The sequence below is a fragment of the Thalassospira profundimaris genome (genome assembly GCF_003326795.1).
In the GTDB taxonomy this organism is placed as follows: Bacteria; Pseudomonadota; Alphaproteobacteria; order Rhodospirillales; family Thalassospiraceae; genus Thalassospira; species Thalassospira profundimaris_C.
In genome coordinates, this window is sequence record NZ_JPWI01000001.1 from 897,296 (window position 1) to 914,932 (window position 17,637).

A 17,637-nucleotide genomic window follows, 5' to 3' on the forward strand; every position below is an offset into this window, starting at 1 on the left:
TGGAGCATAGGAAGATGGACCCAACGGTTCTTATCGTCGAGGACGAAGCTGCAATCGTAACCATGTTGCGCTACAACCTCGAACGTGAGGGGATGCAGGTAGTCGAAGCCGGTGACGGTGACGAAGCGTTGAAAATCCTTGCGGAAACGCATGTCGATCTTGTCCTTCTGGACTGGATGTTGCCGGTAATGTCGGGGATTGAAGTCTGCCGCCAGATCCGTCGCAAGCCCGAAAGCCGCGATTTGCCGGTCATCATGGTGACCGCACGTGGCGAAGAAGGCGATCGTATCCGTGGTCTTGATACCGGTGCTGACGACTATGTCACCAAGCCGTTCGCAATTGGCGAGTTGCTTGCCCGTATTCGTGCGCTGCTGCGTCGGTCCGGTCCGGCGCAACCACAAGGGCAGTTGGTCTATTCCGATATCGAAATGGATCTCGCAGCACACCGTGTCAGCCGCAACGGCAAGGCCATCCATCTTGGCCCGACCGAATTCCGTCTTCTGCGCTATTTCCTTGAGCATCCGGGGCGTGTGTTCTCCCGCGAGCAGCTTTTGAATGCTGTTTGGGGACCGAACATTTATGTCGAAACCCGCACGGTTGACGTTCATATCCGTCGTCTGCGCAAGGCGCTCAATGATGTCAAAGGCACCCGCGATATCATTCGTACGGTTCGTGCCGCCGGTTATGCGCTGGATTCAGAAACCGCAGCCTGATCTCTGATCTGAGCAAAGATCATCTATCCGGTTTCAGAAAAAACAAAACCCCCGTTGCCAATGGCAGCGGGGGTTTTGCCTTTAATGATCGTTTTCGGGCTTTGTCTTGGGTGCCCGACCTGAACTTGTCGAGGTTGTTTTCTTGGCCGTTGTGGACTTTACCGGTGTTTTACGCGTCGGGGTCTTCTTGGCGGCAACCCTGCGCGGTCCCGTTTTCTTTGCCGGGGGCTGTGATGCCGGTTCGGGTTTGTTTTCCGACCTGGCATCTGCTTTGGGGCTGGTTTCCGCAACTGATGCCGGTTCTGCCGCCGCGGGGGCCTCAGGAACCTTTTTCCGCTGGGTCCGTGGGGCCAGTTCGTTCATCAACAACATGTCGGCACGGCGGAACTTGGCGATTTCGGCGTCGATATCTTCCTGTGGCACATCACAGGCCGACAAGACGTGATCCGAAAGCCGAAGGCCGGTTTCAAGTACTTCCGGGATGGCCGCATCTGCACCGCTACGTGACAGGGGGCCGATATGGGTGATGTCCTGGGCACGGGCAAAGATTTTCAGATGCGGATAATGTTGCCGCAAAAGCGCAACGGTCTTTTCAGTCGCATGCGGATTACCCATGGCAACAACGGCAATGCGGGCCTCGTCGGTGTGGGCTGCCCTGAATGTTTCCGGGCGTGATCCATCGGCAAAGAAGACAGGTAGTCCCTCGGCACGACCCCGTGAGACCTGTTGGGCGTCGCTATCAAGAACGATAAAGGGAATGTTACGGGTTTTAAGAAGGCGCGCCAGAACGCGACCAACACGGCCACTGCCAATCACCAAAACATGTTGATGAATTCCGTCTGTTTCATCCGAAATCGGACCAAGCTGGTCGTCTTCCTTGGGATGAAGCTTTTCCTCAATCCGGTGCCCAAGGTTAATCAAAGTCGGGGTGAGCGCCATGGAAATGGCGACCACCGGGATCAATATGGCCGCCAAATCACGCGGGATCGCACCGTTTTGCGCTGCAAGAGAGAACATCACAAAGGCAAACTCGCCACCAGCCGCCAGGCTCATGGCAACACGAAGTGCGGATCCGCGTTCAAACCGAATGGCAAGGGACAGGACAAACAGAACGGCCGTCTTGATGATCAGCAGCCCGATCAGCCACAAAATGACGCTGCCAAACTGCTCATAGACGACATTGGCATTGACCGACATGCCGACCGACATGAAAAACAGCGACAGGAACACACCGCGAAACGGCGCGATGTCGGCTTCGATCTGATGACGGAATTCCGTTTCGGCGAGCATCACGCCCGCGATAAAGGCGCCAAGTGCCATTGAAAGCCCGGAAAGCTCGGTCAGCGTACTGGCGGCGAGAACGACAAACAGGGTCCCAATCGCAAACAGTTCCGGGTTCTTGAGAGATGCGATATAGCGAAAGAGGCGTGGCAACAGATACCGCCCGACAACCAGCAGCAATGCGACAGAGCCAAAGCCTGAAAGGATACTGATCCAGGGGCTGGTTTCTGTTCCGGCATCACCGGCTGCCTGAACCATGATCAGGAACGGACCAACCGCAACATCCTGTACCAGAAGGATTGCAAGGGCTGCGCGTCCAAAACGCGTATTTAATTGCCGGTCATCAGAAAGCTGTTTGAGGATGATTGCCGTTGAGGACAAAGCCAGCGCACCTGCAATCACAAGCGATGCAGCCAGCGGCAAATCAATCAGGGCCAGCACAGCCATGATGGCTGCCATCGATACCAGAATCTGGAAAAGGCCAAGGGCAGCAAACCTGCCACCAATGACCCGCAACCGTTCGCGTGAGAGTTCAAGCCCGATCATGAAGAGCAGGAACACGACACCAAGTTCGGCAACGGTCGAAATGTCTTCGCGTTCGGTAATCAGACCCAAACCGAACGGCCCGATACAAAAGCCGCCAATCAGAAATCCGATGATCGAATTGGCGCGCAGGCGGTGCGCAATAGGCACGGCAACCACAGCCGCAGTCAGGATCAGAAACAGCTCGAACAGGACGCTGTGATGCATGGTCAGAATCAATCCGGCAAAGCAGATAAATATTTGAAAATAACGAGATTAACAGGATAACTGAAATAGCACACACAGTCCTGTGGAAATTTGCCGGTTCAATGGCAATTAACCCGTACCGGATTGATCTGTTTCAAGGCAGCAGTGACTGGTTTTCTCTAGGGCGCGCCGGGCCGGGCGAGTAAATTGTGTGACAATTGTCATGGCCAGATCACTTGCTATTCGTGATGTCAAATGCCATGTTCCGCGGGCCTGATCCGGGCCAATGTAAACGACAGTCAATAAGAGCAAACGTATCTTGGAACAGTTCATTCCCTACATTCAGATCATTGCGGGTCTTGTCCTTCTGACCGTTGGCGGTGAGTTTATCGTTCGTGGTGCGGTTGGGCTTGCCCTGTTGCTGGGCGTGTCAAAAGTGATTGTGGGGCTGACAATCGTTGCAGCCGGAACGTCCGCACCGGAATTTGTCGTGTCACTGAATGCGTCGCTTAAGGGAACGGCCGACATTGCGATGGGCAACGTGGTCGGGTCCAATATTGCCAATATATTGCTCATTCTTGGTGCGGTGGCAGTTCTCAAGCCCGTGGCGGCAAGCCGGGTAACCGTGGTCCGCGATGGCGGGGCGATGCTGCTTGGGACTGTTCTGTTTATTGGTCTTTGCATGTTTGGCGCCATTGATCGCTGGGCGGGGGCTTTGATGCTCTGCGTTCTGGTGGCGATCTGGTACTTCACCTACAAGCATGACAAGAACATGCCAAGCGATGCCAGCCAGCTGCACGAAGAAGAAGTTGACGAAGTCGGAGAGGTTCCGACTGGTTGGCTCAAACCGATCATTGCGACGGTTGTCGGTATTGTTGCCCTGATGTTCGGGGCGGAATGGCTTGTCGACGGTGGTGTGTCCGTCGCGCGTCAGTTCGGCGTTTCCGAAGCCGTGATCGGCCTGACGCTTGTTGCATTCGGAACGTCTCTGCCCGAATTTGCGGCATCGGTTGTGGCGGCATTCCGCGGGCATTCGGATGTGGCGCTTGGTAACGTGCTGGGGTCCAACCTTTTGAACCTTCTGGTGATCATCGGTGGCGTGTCTCTGATTGCACCAATCCCGGTTCCCGAGCAAATCTTGAATTCCGATATCTGGATCATGCTGGCGGTGACGGTTGGTTTGATCGGGATTGCATATGCGTTTCGCAAGATTTCGCGCATCACCGGTGTTGCATTTGTGATTGCCTATCTGGTCTATGTCTTCCAGCTTGTCGCGGCATAGGTCACCAGTTTGAACAATATGACGGGACGATAAAGGGATCAGCACAGCCATGAGCGCACAGATGCCCAAAACGGTTTTGATTACGGGGGCGGCAAAACGGATCGGGCGTGCGCTGACGCTTGATCTTGCCAAAGACGGGTATGATGTGGCGCTGCATTGTCACCACTCGCGCAAGGATGCCGAAACCCTTGCCGATGAAATCCGTGCCCTTGGTCAGCGTGCCTGTGTCATCTCTGCTGATCTTGGCCGCGAGGAAGATACCCATCGCGTTGTCCGTGAAGCACAGGCGTCACTTGGTCCCGTTGGTGTCCTGATCAATAATGCATCAACCTTTGAATATGATGACGTGCACAGTGCGACCCGTGAAAGCTGGGACCTTCATATGGAGGCCAACCTGCGTGCGCCATTTGTGCTGTCGCAGGAATTTGCCAGGCGTCTTCCCGACGATGCACAGGGCGCGATCATCAATATTCTTGACCAGCGGGTCTGGAACCTGAACCCGCATTTCATGACCTATACACTGTCCAAGGCCGGGCTTTGGACCTTGACCCAGACGCTTGCACTGGCACTTGCGCCAAAAATTCGTGTTAATGGCATCGGACCGGGTCCGGCATTGCCTAGTCGTCGGCAAACACAGGAAGTTTTCGATCAGCAATGCGCGAAAACCCCCCTTCAAGTCGGGACAAACCCGCAAGAGATTTGCGATGCGGTTCGATTTTTCCTTGCCGCGCCCGCCATCACCGGGCAAATGTTAGCCCTTGACGGCGGGCAGCATCTTGATTGGGCGCCCAGTGGCAAAGATGACAAGCCAATAGAATGATATCTGGTGTGGATGCCCGATATCGGCCGGACGGGCAGGGAGTGGACACAGTTTCCATGCCCGAAAGCAGCACAAGGAAGACCGGAATATGACCGCAGGCCTGAAACAGGATGCCAAGATTACGACATTGCCATTTGCCGATCTGCCCCATGCAGACCGGGCAGGCAACCTGCGCCGTGTCTTTGTCCGCGATATGGTGATCCATACCTCGATCGGGGTTTATGATCACGAAAAGGAAGCCCCGCAACGTGTGCGGATCAATCTTGATCTGGCCGTGCTTGAAGGCGACGGCGTTCAGAATGACGATATTACAACCGTACTGAGTTACGAGGATCTGGTGGTTGGCACCCGACGTATTTGTCAGGATGGCCATGTGAACCTTGTGGAAACTCTTGGGGAAAAACTTGCGGATATGTGTCTTGCTGATCCACGGGTGCGCAAGGTGATCGTTCGGGTTGAAAAGCTCGATGTTTTTGAAGACGTCGCGGCTGTCGGGGTCGAAATCGAACGGCACAATATCGCGCGCTAATTAACGCCGATTTCCAGCAAAAAATTTACTTTTTCAGACGGTAAGGACAAGGGACTCTGTGATTCCCTTGGGGCGAATCGCATCTGTCCTTATGCACAAGCATCTGGGGAGCGGGATTCAAAGGAAAATATTCGATTTTTACGACTCTATTACCGAATGATTTCAGGTTGACAGTAATTTTAGTGAAATAAATCAATAACTTAGTTGTTTTGCTCAATATTTGGGCACTTCATAGAACGTTAAGACTCTCAAGGGGTGCAGGAAGTAGCCCCCCTATTACCCACATAGTTATCCACAGTCTTGGTGGACATCTTTTTTCCGGGGCGATTCCCTGTCGCGCTGTTGCGATGTTAATCTTTTGAGGTATGTTCCAAGGCCCGGCCTGATTGTGACGACCGTCACAACTTTGGATGTATTTGTGTGATTGCGGAGTGCCTTTATGAAGCCACCAGTTCCCTCCGAAAACCCGACCGGGGATGAGACCCCGAAACGGGAAATCGGTTTGTCCCTTGATGGCGACAAAATCCAGGGCGGGGCGGCGCGCGGCGTTGATGCAATCAAATATGCGCTTAAAACCATGCCGGGTGCCCCGGGCGTATACCGGATGCTTGATGACAAGGATCGCGTCCTTTATGTCGGCAAGGCCAAGAACCTCAAGAAACGGGTGGTGGCCTATACCCGGATCATGCAATTGCCTATCCGGATTGCGCGCATGGTCGCCCAGACGGTCCGGATGGAAATCATCACCACCCATACCGAGGCCGAAGCCCTTCTTCTTGAATCCAACCTGATCAAAAAGCTCAAGCCGCGCTACAACATCCTTTTGCGCGATGACAAAAGCTTTCCCTATATCCTGATCACCGAGGATCACGATTATCCGCGTATCGTTAAACATCGTGGCGCACGTGCCAAGGATGGCAGCTGTTTTGGTCCCTTTGCGTCGGCTTGGGCGGTAAACAATACGATCAACCATCTGCAGCGCGCGTTTCTTTTGCGGTCCTGTACGGACGCGGTTTTTTCAAACCGCTCGCGCCCCTGTTTGCTGTATCAAATCAAACGCTGTGCGGCCCCGTGCGTTGATCGTATCTCGAAGCCGGAATATGACGGTCTTGTTGATATCTGCCGCGATTTTCTGACCGGTCGCAGTCAGAAAATTCTCAAGCAGCTTGAAGCCGACATGATGGCGGCCTCCGAACGTATGGAGTTCGAGCAGGCAGCGATGTATCGTGACCGTATCCGCGCGCTTAGCCAGATCCGGTCCCATCAGGACATCAATCTCGAAGGGGTTGAAGAGGCAGATGTCATCGCCTTGCATCAGGAAGGCGGGCAAAGCTGTGTGCAGGTCTTCTTCTTCCGCTCGGGATCGAACTATGGCAACCGGTCCTATTTTCCGCGTCATGAACAGTCCGCCGAAATCCCGGAAATCCTGTCGGCCTTTGTCGGGCAGTTCTATGCCGACAAACCGGCCCCGAAACAGATTTTCCTGTCCCACGAAATCGAAGGGCAGGAACTGGTCGAAAATGCACTGGGCATTAATAACAACCGCAAGATCGAGCTTCTTGTGCCCAAGCGGGGCGGCAAGCGCAAACTGGTCGAACACGCCATGACCAATGCCAAGGACGCCTTGGGTCGTCGCATGGCCGAAAGTGCAACCCAGCGCAAGCTGCTTGAAGATCTTGCTGACAAGCTTGATCTTGAAAGCACGCCCGAGCGGGTCGAGGTTTACGATAACTCCCACACCCAGGGCACCAATATGGTCGGGGGCATGATTGTCGCCGGACCCGAAGGGTTTATGAAAAACGCCTATCGCAAATTCAACATCAAGGGCGATATTGCGCCCGGTGATGACTTTGCCATGATGCGCGAAGTCTTAACCCGTCGTTTTGCCCGCGCCCAAAAAGAAGACCCGGACCGCGAAAACGGCACTTGGCCGGACCTGTGTTTGATTGATGGTGGTCTGGGCCAGCTTGGTGTGGCGCGTGAAGTGCTCGAAGACCTCGGGATCGAGGACGTCATGTTGGTCGGTGTCGCCAAGGGCGTTGATCGCAATGCCGGCAAGGAAGTTCTTCATATTCCGGGCAAGGCCCCCGTACGTCTCGATATGAAAGACCCGGTGCTTTATTTCATTCAGCGCCTGCGCGACGAGGCGCATCGCTGGGCGATTGGCACCCATCGCGCCAAGCGCGCCAAGCAGATTGGCAAAAGCGTTCTGGATTCGGTGCCGGGCGTCGGGGGGGCGCGCAAGAAGGCACTGTTGCATCATTTCGGATCAGCGCGCGGTGTTGCCGATGCCGGGCTTTCGGATCTGGAAGCGGTCGAAGGCATCAGTGCGGCTTTGGCGCGAAAGATTTACGATCATTTCCACGAAAATAAATAAAACCTGCTGCGGAGATGTTGCTTTTTGGCAGCAGCCGGGTAATACCGCGTGCATATTGCCACATCGACAGCACGCTTCGTGCGATTAACGATCTCAGATTAAGGAAACAGATGCGATACTTTCCTTCCTGGTCTTTGACCCGGTCTTCTACAGTCATGCCTGATGAACGCCTGCCGTGGGGGGTGATGTTCCCGATGGGCTTGCAGCACCTTGTTGCCATGTCGGGTGCGACAATTCTCGGTCCGCTTCTGATGGGGTTTGATCCAAATCTGGCTATCCTGTTTTCCGGTATCGGAACCCTGATTTTCTTTATCTGCACTGCGGGTCGTGTGCCGAGTTATCTGGGTTCGTCCTTTGCTTTTATCGCAGTGGTAATTGCTGCGACCGGCTATGCCGGAACCGGGCCCAACCCTGATATTGGCGGGGCTTTGGGCGGGATCATTGCAGCCGGTGCGCTTTATGTTGTCATCGGCCTGATCGTCATGGCAACCGGAACAGGCTGGGTTGAAAGACTGATGCCACCTGCGGTCACAGGGGCAGTCGGGGCGGCCATCGGCCTTAACCTTGCACCGGTCGGGATTAAAGGCATCACGGGCGACAATATGCATATGCTGGTCGCACTTCTGACCCTGTTGTCCGTGGCGCTTGTTTCGGTCTATGCACCGATTGCCTTGCGCCGAATTTCGATTCTGGTCGGTATTTTGGCCGGATACGGGCTTGTTCTGGTTCTGGGGAATGGCCTCGGACTGATGCCAGCAGTCGATTTCAGCGAACTGTCACAGGCCTCGTGGTTTGGCATGCCAGATTTTGTCGCGCCGCGTTTTGAAAGTTCGGCCATGGTCATGATTGCGCCGGTGGCCTTCATTCTGGTTGCGGAAAACCTTGGTCATATCAAGGCAATCGGGGGCATGACCAAACAGAACATGGATCGTTATATCGGTCGCGGTTTTGTTGGTGATGGTCTGGCGACCATGCTGGCCGGGTCGGGCGGTGGAACAGGTGTGACCACCTATGTTGAAAATATGGGGGTTATGGCTGTCACGCGTGTTTTCTCGACCCTGATTTTTGTCATTGCCGCGGCAATCGCCATTCTGCTTGGTTTCTCACCCAAATTCGGGGCCCTTTTGCACACTATTCCGGGACCGGTCCTGGGGGGGCTCGGTGTTGCGGTCTTCGGATTGATTGCTGCGGCAATGGTGCGTCTCTGGGTCGATAACCAGGTTGATTTTTCTGATCCGCGCAATCTCTTTACGGTTGGCATTACCCTGATTTTCGGTGGTGGCGACTTTACGGTGACCTTTGGCGGGTTTGCCATTGGCGGGATTGGAACGGCAACATTGGCGGCGATCATTCTGTATCAGGTCCTGAGCATCGGACGTGAAAACAAAGATGCGATCACCGACTAGGTGATCGACCAGGGGCCGTGTCTCAGTTTTATTGCAATTGAACACGGCCCTTGTCGTTCCGGACCCAAGGCTTTAATAATTGCGCGGCTTTGGGGTTGAAACAGACCCCTTAGTGGAAATTGTCGACCATATACCCGCAAACAGGCCCGTCCATGAAAACCCAGATTCCCAATCTGCTGACTTTGTCGCGCATCATTGTGATCCCGGCATTGGTGGCATCTTTTTACATCGACGGCCCGGTCGGGAACTGGATCGGCTTTGTGCTGTTTGCCTTTGCCGGTGTGACGGACTTCTTTGACGGTTATCTTGCGCGCAGCATGAATGTGGTTTCGCCTCTCGGTCGTTTTCTTGATCCGATTGCCGACAAGCTTCTGGTTGCCGCAGCCCTGATGATGATGGTGTCGTTTGAACGGATTGCCGGTCTGGCTGTTTTACCAGCTGTTGTGATCATGTGCCGCGAGATCATGGTCTCGGGTTTGCGCGAACATCTGGCCGAACTCAAGGTGCCGCTTCCGGTCACGGTGCTTGCGAAATGGAAAACAACCGCCCAGATTCTGGCGATCGGTTTCCTTCTGGTCGGGGATGCATCGCCTGACATGATCCCGTCGATCATGATTGGTGATGTGCTGCTGTGGATCGCCGGGATTGTGACGGTTCAGACCGGCTATATCTATCTGCGTACCGGGCTCAAGCATCTCGATTAATCTTCGCAAATCAGGGCCATGGCCATGTCACGCGTGTCTGTTCAACAACATGATTTCGATCCGGGCGCCGAACTTTCTGCGCTGACGGATGGCCGGGCCGATATCGGGGCTGCTGTCAGCTTTGTTGGTCTGGTGCGCGATATTCATGGCGGGGATCAGGTATCAAGCCTGACGCTGGATCACTATCCGGGCATGACCGAGCGCGAACTTGAAAAGATCGCCGACGAGGCCGCCCGTCGCTGGCCGCTTGATGGTATTCGCATTGTCCACCGGTTCGGCAAAATGATGCCCGGTGAACGCATTGTGCTGGTGATTGTTTTATCGGCGCATCGTCGGGCGGCGTTTGAAGCCTGTGACTTCATCATGGATTTTCTGAAAACCCGTGCGCCGTTCTGGAAGCGTGAAGAAACGCCAGACGGCGGTGATAAATGGGTTGAGGCCAAGGCATCTGACGATGCCGATGCGGATCGGTGGAACTGATCCTTCGTGCCTGTTTGCGCGGAATGCCTAGACAAATTTCAACAGCAGTGACACCAATGACGAGAGTGCCGTTTGAAGCGTTGCGGCATCATTGACCTTCTGGCGAAGCTCCTGCATGTCTGCGACATCCTGATCACTGACCACAATTGCACCCTGCAGCTGCTTGGCTTGCAGCGTAACGATCAGTTCGGCGGCCTGATCAAGCTTTGGCTTGGTCGCGACCTTCTGATCGATGCTTGCTGATTGATAGGTGATCAGTGCCTGCTGACAGGCCTGCTCGGCCGTGGTGATCAGTGTGCTGATATTATCTGTCATTTGATGTTCCCCCGGTTTCACTGCGTTGCGGTTTCGACAAGACCCGTGCCCTCGGCGATCAGTTCTTGCGGGCTTAACTTGTGAATATGATCGGCAAGGGTGATGCCCTGTTCGACGGCACCAAGAAGGGCTGCGACGTCAAGCTTTGCGTAATTGTCGATCTGGACTTGCAAGCTGTTGCCAAGTTTGGTGGCGGTCAGAAACTCGCGCAGGGTTTCTGTTTGCATGATTTTCTCGGCTGCGATCAGGTCGCGCCATTTCTGCCACCAAATCTGGTAATACAGGTTTTGTGCCTCGGGCTCGTTCACGTCGTCCTTGCGGATTGTATTAAGTTCGGCAATCAGGGTACTGCGTCGTGACAGGAATTTCGGCGGATTACGGGCGAAATCGCCGGTGATGGTTGCCAGTTGCGCGCGCAGCTTTTCCAGTATGGGACCTGATTGGGTAACGGCCGATGCACCAAGCGCTGAACCGGCCTCGATATTATCGAAAATGGCGACGAATTGCTGATACTGGGATCGCAGTTGGCGAAGCGTTGCGTTCCATTCATCCTGAATATTCGGGGAGATTTTCACTGCATCAGGGTCAAGCAGCGTATCGATATTGGCTGGCGTGACTTGCCCGGTGAAGGCCGCCATATTGCTCACGAATTCGTTGCGCTGTGCGTTTTCGGATTTCGGGAAGGCTGCAAACTGCGTGCTATAGGCCGCATCATATTCATCAAAGGCGGCTTCGGTCGCAGTTCCAAATTGAGTGACCGAAAGTTTCAGTGTTTCGGCCTTTTGGCTGCAGGCGGCAAGCAGGCCGATCACGGTGATAAGGGCACCGTTCCGAATGACGCGTTTGAATGTGCAAAACATCTTCTGTCCCCATCGATGAAGCGTGATCATCATCAGACGGGGATGGGCGGCGATTGTGATGGCAAAAGAAAACGCCGAAACCTGCGTCACGGCGTTGATTGGCGTGGCTACCGGGCAAGCATCACTTGCTCAGCATGAACAGGGCCTGATTGCCAAAGAAATTGGCAAAGCCCGAATGGCTGTCCATTGAAACGCGAGACCCGCTTTCATTGAGAACCATCGATCTTTCGATCTTCAGATTCATTTCCGCACACAGGGCGACAAAGTCGCGCACGGTGCAAAAATGGATGTTGGGTGTTTCATACCACATGATCGGAAGGTTCGGGTTCTGCGGCATTCTTCCACGGAACATCAGATCAAACCGTGCCCGCCAGTGGCCGAAATTCGGGAAAGACACAATTGCCTTGTTGCCGATGCGCAGAAGTTCGGACAGGACTTCTTTGGGGCGGTGGGTCGCCTGCAATGTCTGGCTGAGGATAGCATAGTCAAATGCCCCGTCCGGATAATCGCCAAGATCACGGTCGGCATCGCCCTGCATCACGGGAAGTCCCTGGGCAACGCAATTGCGCACGCCCTCGTTTGAAATTTCCAACCCGCGACCATCGACATTCTTTGTCCGGGTCAGATAGCCAAGCAGTTCACCGTCACTGCACCCGATATCAAGAACGCGGGTTCCCGGTTCAACCATGTCGGCAATCAATTGCAGGTCAACGCGAATGCGATCGTTATGCGTTGTGGCAGCGTTGGCGTTTGATACGGTGTGGTTCATGATTATTTCAGCCCCCGGCTTTCGGCGGCACCTTCGATGAAGCCGGCAAGAACCATGTGGAAATCGGGTTCATCAAGCAGGAAGGCGTCATGACCCTTGTCGCTTTCAATTTCGACACAACTGACATTACAAGATGCTGCATTCAATGCATGGGCAAGGGTTCTGCTTTCGGCGGTGGTAAAGCACCAGTCGCTTGAGAACGAGATGATACAAAAGCGCGTCTTGCAGCCGGTAAAAGCATCAGCCAATCGTCCGTCATGTTCGATTGACAGGTCGAAATAGTCCATCGCACGCGTGATATAGAGATAGCTGTTGGCATCAAACCGGTCGACAAAGCTTTTGCCCTGATGGCGCAAATAGCTTTCGACCTGAAAATCATGATCAAAGCTATAGGTGATCGCACCGCGATTTTGAAGCTTGCGACCAAATTTGCGATGTAGGGCAGGTTGCGACAGATAGGTGATATGTGCCGTCATGCGCGCAACTGCCAAACCACGCGCCGGTTTCTTGCCTTCCAGCAGGTAATTGCCCCCGCACCAGTCCGGATCGGCCATGACAGCCTGACGCCCGACTTCGTGGAAGGCGATATTCTGTGCCGAATGGCGGAACGATGTGGCAATCGGCGCTGCGGCAAAAACGCGCTCCGGATAGCTTTTGCACCATTCCAGAACCTGCATGCCGCCCATCGACCCGCCAATCACCGCAAACAGCGTGTCGATGCCAAGCGCATCAATCAGCATGGTCTGGGCACGCACCATATCGGCAATCGTAATCACCGGGAAATCAAGCCCCCAGGGTTTGCCGGTTTCCGGATTGATGTCCTTGGGGCCGGTACTGCCAAGGCAACCGCCAATGACATTGCTGCAGATGACGAAATACTTGTCTGTGTCGATGATCTTGCCGGGGCCGACAATCTCGCGCCACCAGCCTTCCTTGCCCGTGATCGGGTGAACGTCATCGGCAACATACTGGTCACCCGTCAGGGCATGGCAGACCAGAATCGCGTTCGATTTGTCGGCATTCAATGCGCCATAGGTTTGATAGGCCAGTGTAAAGGGACCAAATTCAATGCCGCTATCAAGGCGCAGCTTGTCCGTCTCGCCCAGAACCATGTGATGGCCGGGAAGCGGCGGGCGCTTGTCTTTGTTGGCGGCGGTGCTCATGGACGTTGGTTTCCCTTTAAATCATGATTTTTCGCATAATCGGGTTGGTGTTTTTGCATTTGTTGCCCGGTTTGCGGAAAATTCGCCTGTTCTAGCTATGAAGCGGGCCCGGTTTAGTCAATCTTTTCTTTGCATTTCTGCGGCCCTGTCCTAATACTGTGCGCCGTTTTACAAAAGAGTGAATCATGGCGTGTAACGACGAAAATTTGGCAAATCTTGACCTTGACGGGTTGCGTGGCGAGATCGACGAGATCGATCAGGCCCTGCAATCCCTGATCATTCGGCGCACCAAAGTTGTCCAGGCTGTCGGGGCCTATAAGGATCGGGTGATTGCTGCCGGTGGCAAAGTCAAAGTGCCTTATCGTCCGGCCCGTGAAGCCCGGATCATGCGTACGCTGGTTGATCGTCACGATGGTGCGTTTCCCAAAACGGCACTGATACAGATATGGCGTGAAATGATTGCTGCAGGTACGCGTCTTGAAGCGCCTTATACGGTGGCCCTGTGTCGCAATGCAGATGGGCAGGATTGCTGGGAACTTGCACGTCTGAATTTCGGTTGCCTGAACGAGATCATTGAATATGACACCCCGCGCGAAGCATTTGGTGCGCTTGAAGACGGACGGGCAGCTGTCGGTGTGTTCCCGAAGCCCGAATTTGGCGAGCCGATGCCATGGTGGACGCTTCTGACGGACGAAACCGCCGTCAAGGTTGTTTCGAAACTGCCCTTTGGTGGACGTCCTGTCGGGCGCGGCGAACAGACCGAGGGCTTTGTTCTGGCGGCAATCGATCTTGAAGACAGCGGTGATGACCGGACTCTGTTCGTGGTCAGCCTGTCCAAGGAAATCTCGATGGATACAGTGCGCAAAAAAATTGCGGATGGCATCGACGGGGCGACAATCCTTGGCTTTTCTGACGATACGATTGCAGATCGGCGTTTTGTTCTTGTTGATGTGCCGGGATTCTTTTGTAATCGCGCTGATGCGTTTCAGACCACACTGGATGAACGGGGACTTGCACCCGAAAGTCTGCATGTGGTTGGCGCCTATGCGGTGCCGATATCAGAAGACGCACTGAGTTAACAATTTTTGGCAGGCCGATCATGGCTGCTGCTTCCTCTGGGAGAATAAACGTTATGTCTGCGCCCACCCCACGCCCCGGTATTCTTGATATTGCGCCTTACAAGGGCGGCAAATCCAGTGCTGACAGTGATCAGCGCGTGATCAAGCTGTCGTCTAACGAAGGTGCCCTTGGCCCAAGCCCCAAAGCAATGGAAGCCCTGCGCAACACGGCAAGCCGTCTGCATCGCTATCCGGATGGTGGCTGTGATCTGCTGCGTCATAAGCTGGCAGAGAAATACGGTCTTGAGTTTGACCAGCTCGTCTGTGGTGCGGGTTCTGATGAATTGCTGACCCTTCTGATCCGTGCCTATGCCGGTCCGGGTGATGAAGTATTGTATTCGCAGCACGGTTTCCTGATGTATCCGATTGCCGCCATGGGTGTTGGCGCAACGCCGGTAACGGCACCGGAAACCAACATGACCACCGATGTTGATGCCTTGCTGGCAGCGGTAACCGACAAGACCAAGATCGTGTTTGTTGCCAACCCGAACAACCCGACCGGAACCTATATCACCGATGCCGAGATGAAGCGTCTGCGTGACGGTCTTCGCGAAGACATCGTTCTGGTGGTTGATGCGGCCTATGCCGAATTCATGACCGGTCAGGAAGATTACAGCGCGGGTGAAGAGCTTGTAAAAGCTGGCAATAACACCGTCATGACCCGGACATTCTCCAAGATTTATGGTCTTGGTGGCATTCGCCTTGGCTGGTGCTATGCACCGCCGGCAATCGCCGATGTCCTTCAGCGTTTGCGCAACCCGTTCAACGTACCGCTTCCGACCCAGGAAGCCGGTGTCGCGGCGCTTGAGGACGATGATTTCGTTAATGAGTGCGTCCGTCACAACGCGGAAACGCTTGCGTGGTTCCGTGATGAAATCAATGCGATCAGCGGTCTTAAGGCCCATCCGAGCTACGGCAACTTCGTGATGATCGAATTCCCGACGGTTGAAGGCAAGGATGCCGATGCCGCAAATGATTTCATGATGGCCCGTGGCGTGATCCCGCGCAAAATCGGTGCCTATGGTTTGTCGCAGATGCTTCGTGTCTCCATTGGCACGAAGGAAGAAATGGAAATCTGCCTTCAGACCATCAAAGACTTTGTGAACCAGTAAAATGACCAAAACTGCATCCCAACCGTTGTTTGAAACTGTCGCTTTTATCGGCATGGGCCTTATCGGCTCGTCCATGGCCCGTCGCATCAAGCGTGACGGCCTTGCCAACAAGATTACCTGTGCGGTTCGCTCTGAGGCGACCCGCGACCGGGTTCTTGAACTTGGCATTGCCGACGAGGCCTATTGCGACATCAAGGACGCGGTTGGTGATGCGGATCTGGTGATGATCTGTGCGCCGGTTGGTGCCAACGAGACCATTGGCGCACAGCTTACCGGTGCATTGAAGAAGGGCGCGATTGTTTCTGATGTCGGGTCCGTCAAGCAATCAGTCATTCGTGACATCGCTCCGCATCTTGACGAGGGTGTCCATTTCGTTCCGGGACATCCCCTTGCAGGGACCGAGCATTCCGGTCCGGACTCGGGTTTTCCGGAGCTGTTCGAAGAACGTTGGTGCATCCTGACCCCGATCCCGGGAGAAAGTGACGCTGCCAAAGAAAAGGTCAAAGCCCTTTGGGAAGCATGTGGCATGTATGTCGAATGCATGGATGCAGACCATCATGACCGCATTCTTGGCATTACGTCACATTTGCCGCACCTGATTGCCTATACCATTGTCGGGACTGCGACCGATCTTGAAGATGCCCTGCGTCAGGAAGTCATCAAGTTTTCGGCAACCGGTTTCCGTGACTTCACCCGTATTGCGGCATCCGATCCGACCATGTGGCGTGACGTGTTTCTGAACAACCGTGAAGCCGTTCTTGAAGTGCTTGGCCGTTTTCAGGAAGACCTGATGGCGTTGCAACGCGCCATTCGCTGGGGCGAAGGCGAGAAGCTGTTTGATCTGTTTACCCGGACGCGCGAGATTCGCCGCGGGATCGTTGATGCCGGTCAGTATTTCACCAACTTCTCTGCCGAGGGCGAAAGCCGCCAAAGCGATGAGAAGGGCAAGAAAAAGACCACAGAATAAGATACCGACGGTCCGCGGCCCGCAGACTGTCATTCGGTTGGTGATGCGCCCCAAATAGCACCGCCTGCCGGTTAAAGGGGATAGTCATGTCTGCCACCAATCATCCGGCGTTCGGCCGGATCATGCCGTTTGTCTTTGTGTTTCTCTGGAGCACGGGATTTGTCGGTGCGAAATTCGGCCTTCCTTACGCCGACCCGTTTGTTTTCCTTTTCGTCCGATTTGCCATTGTCATTGTGCTGATGGTGCCGGTTGTCATGCTGATGAAGGCCAAATGGCCAAAATCGCTGCGCGAGGCATCCCACATCGCAACCGCGGGCATGCTGGTGCACGGCATTTATCTTGGCGGTGTGTTCTGGGCAATTGATACCGGTTTGCCATCCGGCCTTGCGGCCCTGATTGTCGGGCTGCAGCCGGTTGTAACCGCATCGGTTGTCGGCAGTCTTCTGGGCGAACGGGTTTCAGCGCGCCAGTGGGGCGGTCTTGTTCTTGGTCTGATCGGTGTTGCACTTGTTCTGTTGCCCAAGATCGGCGACGGGATCGGCATTACGCCATTGGGCATCGGTCTTGCCGTTCTGGCCCTGTTCGGGATGACGGCGGGGACGCTTTATCAGAAGCGTTTCTGCACCGGCATGGATTTGATGAGTGGCACTGTCATCCAGTATATGGCTGCCGCCTCGTTCGTTGGTGTTGTTGCCCTGTTCAAGGATGATCTGACCGTTGAATGGAGCATGAATTTCATTCTGGCGATGGCATGGCTTGTGCTTGTTCTGTCGATTGGTGCGATCATGTTGCTGATGGTTCTGATCAAGCAGGGCGAAGCAACCCGGGTTGCCAGCATGTTTTATCTGGTGCCGCCAACCGCTGCTTTCTTTGCCTGGGTTCTGTTTGACGAGCATCTTGGCATGCTTGGCTTTACCGGGTTTGGAATTGCGGCACTTGGGGTGGCATTGGTGATCATGAAGCGCTAGTTTCACGTAACCCGAGAAACCACAAAGAAACGCGACCGGAGGAA

17 protein-coding genes are annotated in these 17,637 nt (G+C 54.5%); 12 read left to right on the forward strand and 5 right to left on the reverse strand.

Annotation, left to right across the window (positions count from 1 at the left end; translation table 11 throughout):
• The first annotated feature begins 14 nt into the window (after positions 1-14).
• A complete protein-coding gene (gene phoB / locus TH30_RS04100; RefSeq protein ID WP_101245355.1) occupies positions 15-713 on the forward strand; it encodes a phosphate regulon transcriptional regulator PhoB in 699 nt (232 codons plus the stop codon).
• An 81-nt stretch (positions 714-794) separates the two neighbouring features.
• Here phoB and TH30_RS04105 read toward each other — a convergent pair whose 3' ends face one another.
• Positions 795-2,744, reverse strand: coding sequence for a cation:proton antiporter domain-containing protein (locus tag TH30_RS04105; protein ID WP_258548599.1), 1,950 nt, complete (start codon positions 2,742-2,744; stop codon positions 795-797).
• A gap of 298 nt (positions 2,745-3,042) precedes the next feature.
• On the opposite strand from TH30_RS04105, the gene TH30_RS04110 reads away from it, so the two are divergent.
• The 7 genes from TH30_RS04110 to moaE all read left to right on the forward strand — a co-directional run bounded on the left by TH30_RS04110 (position 3,043) and on the right by moaE (position 10,321).
• Positions 3,043-4,005 carry a calcium/sodium antiporter gene (locus TH30_RS04110; RefSeq protein WP_114096767.1) on the forward strand — a complete coding sequence of 321 codons (963 nt, stop codon included), beginning with the start codon at positions 3,043-3,045 and terminating at the stop codon, positions 4,003-4,005.
• A gap of 49 nt (positions 4,006-4,054) precedes the next feature.
• Complete coding sequence (locus TH30_RS04115) at positions 4,055-4,825, forward strand: SDR family oxidoreductase (RefSeq protein WP_258548600.1); 771 nt, start codon at positions 4,055-4,057, stop codon at positions 4,823-4,825.
• Positions 4,826-4,913: 88 nt separating this feature from the next.
• Positions 4,914-5,354, forward strand: coding sequence for a dihydroneopterin aldolase (folB, locus tag TH30_RS04120; protein ID WP_114096768.1), 441 nt, complete (start codon positions 4,914-4,916; stop codon positions 5,352-5,354).
• Positions 5,355-5,793: 439 nt separating this feature from the next.
• On the forward strand, positions 5,794-7,731 hold the full coding sequence (gene uvrC, locus TH30_RS04125) for an excinuclease ABC subunit UvrC (RefSeq protein WP_114096769.1): 1,938 nt from the start codon (positions 5,794-5,796) through the stop codon (positions 7,729-7,731).
• A 155-nt stretch (positions 7,732-7,886) separates the two neighbouring features.
• Complete coding sequence (locus tag TH30_RS04130) at positions 7,887-9,137, forward strand: uracil-xanthine permease family protein (protein ID WP_258548601.1); 1,251 nt, start codon at positions 7,887-7,889, stop codon at positions 9,135-9,137.
• A gap of 152 nt (positions 9,138-9,289) precedes the next feature.
• A complete protein-coding gene (gene pgsA, locus TH30_RS04135) occupies positions 9,290-9,841 on the forward strand; it encodes a CDP-diacylglycerol--glycerol-3-phosphate 3-phosphatidyltransferase (RefSeq protein ID WP_114096771.1) in 552 nt (183 codons plus the stop codon).
• A 24-nt stretch (positions 9,842-9,865) separates the two neighbouring features.
• Positions 9,866-10,321, forward strand: a complete 456-nt coding sequence (gene moaE, locus TH30_RS04140) for a molybdopterin synthase catalytic subunit MoaE (RefSeq protein WP_114096908.1) — start codon at positions 9,866-9,868, stop codon at positions 10,319-10,321.
• A 27-nt stretch (positions 10,322-10,348) separates the two neighbouring features.
• Here the strand turns inward: moaE and TH30_RS04145 are convergent, their stop codons facing one another.
• The 4 genes from TH30_RS04145 to metX all read right to left on the reverse strand — a co-directional run bounded on the left by TH30_RS04145 (position 10,349) and on the right by metX (position 13,428).
• Positions 10,349-10,636 carry a hypothetical protein gene (locus TH30_RS04145; RefSeq protein ID WP_114096772.1) on the reverse strand — a complete coding sequence of 96 codons (288 nt, stop codon included), beginning with the start codon at positions 10,634-10,636 and terminating at the stop codon, positions 10,349-10,351.
• Between the two features lie 17 nt (positions 10,637-10,653).
• Positions 10,654-11,496, reverse strand: a complete 843-nt coding sequence (locus tag TH30_RS04150; protein WP_114096909.1) for a hypothetical protein — start codon at positions 11,494-11,496, stop codon at positions 10,654-10,656.
• Positions 11,497-11,617: 121 nt separating this feature from the next.
• The gene (gene metW / locus TH30_RS04155; protein ID WP_114096773.1) at positions 11,618-12,265 is read right to left on the reverse strand and encodes a methionine biosynthesis protein MetW; all 648 of its coding nucleotides are present in this window, start codon (positions 12,263-12,265) and stop codon (positions 11,618-11,620) included.
• Positions 12,266-12,267: 2 nt separating this feature from the next.
• The gene (gene metX / locus TH30_RS04160) at positions 12,268-13,428 is read right to left on the reverse strand and encodes a homoserine O-acetyltransferase MetX (RefSeq protein WP_114096774.1); all 1,161 of its coding nucleotides are present in this window, start codon (positions 13,426-13,428) and stop codon (positions 12,268-12,270) included.
• Between the two features lie 185 nt (positions 13,429-13,613).
• Here metX and TH30_RS04165 point away from each other — a divergent pair, with 185 nt between their 5' ends.
• The 4 genes from TH30_RS04165 (at position 13,614) to TH30_RS04180 (ending at position 17,593) form a co-directional block, all read left to right on the forward strand.
• A complete protein-coding gene (locus tag TH30_RS04165; RefSeq protein WP_114096775.1) occupies positions 13,614-14,507 on the forward strand; it encodes a chorismate mutase in 894 nt (297 codons plus the stop codon).
• Positions 14,508-14,560: 53 nt separating this feature from the next.
• Positions 14,561-15,658 (forward strand): histidinol-phosphate transaminase, encoded by a 1,098-nt coding sequence (hisC, locus tag TH30_RS04170; RefSeq protein ID WP_114096776.1) that lies wholly within the window; start codon positions 14,561-14,563, stop codon positions 15,656-15,658.
• 1 nt (position 15,659) lies between these two features.
• Positions 15,660-16,625, forward strand: a complete 966-nt coding sequence (locus tag TH30_RS04175) for a prephenate/arogenate dehydrogenase family protein (RefSeq protein ID WP_114096777.1) — start codon at positions 15,660-15,662, stop codon at positions 16,623-16,625.
• Positions 16,626-16,711: 86 nt separating this feature from the next.
• Positions 16,712-17,593 carry a DMT family transporter gene (locus TH30_RS04180; RefSeq protein WP_114096778.1) on the forward strand — a complete coding sequence of 294 codons (882 nt, stop codon included), beginning with the start codon at positions 16,712-16,714 and terminating at the stop codon, positions 17,591-17,593.
• The last annotated feature ends 44 nt before the right edge of the window (positions 17,594-17,637 follow it).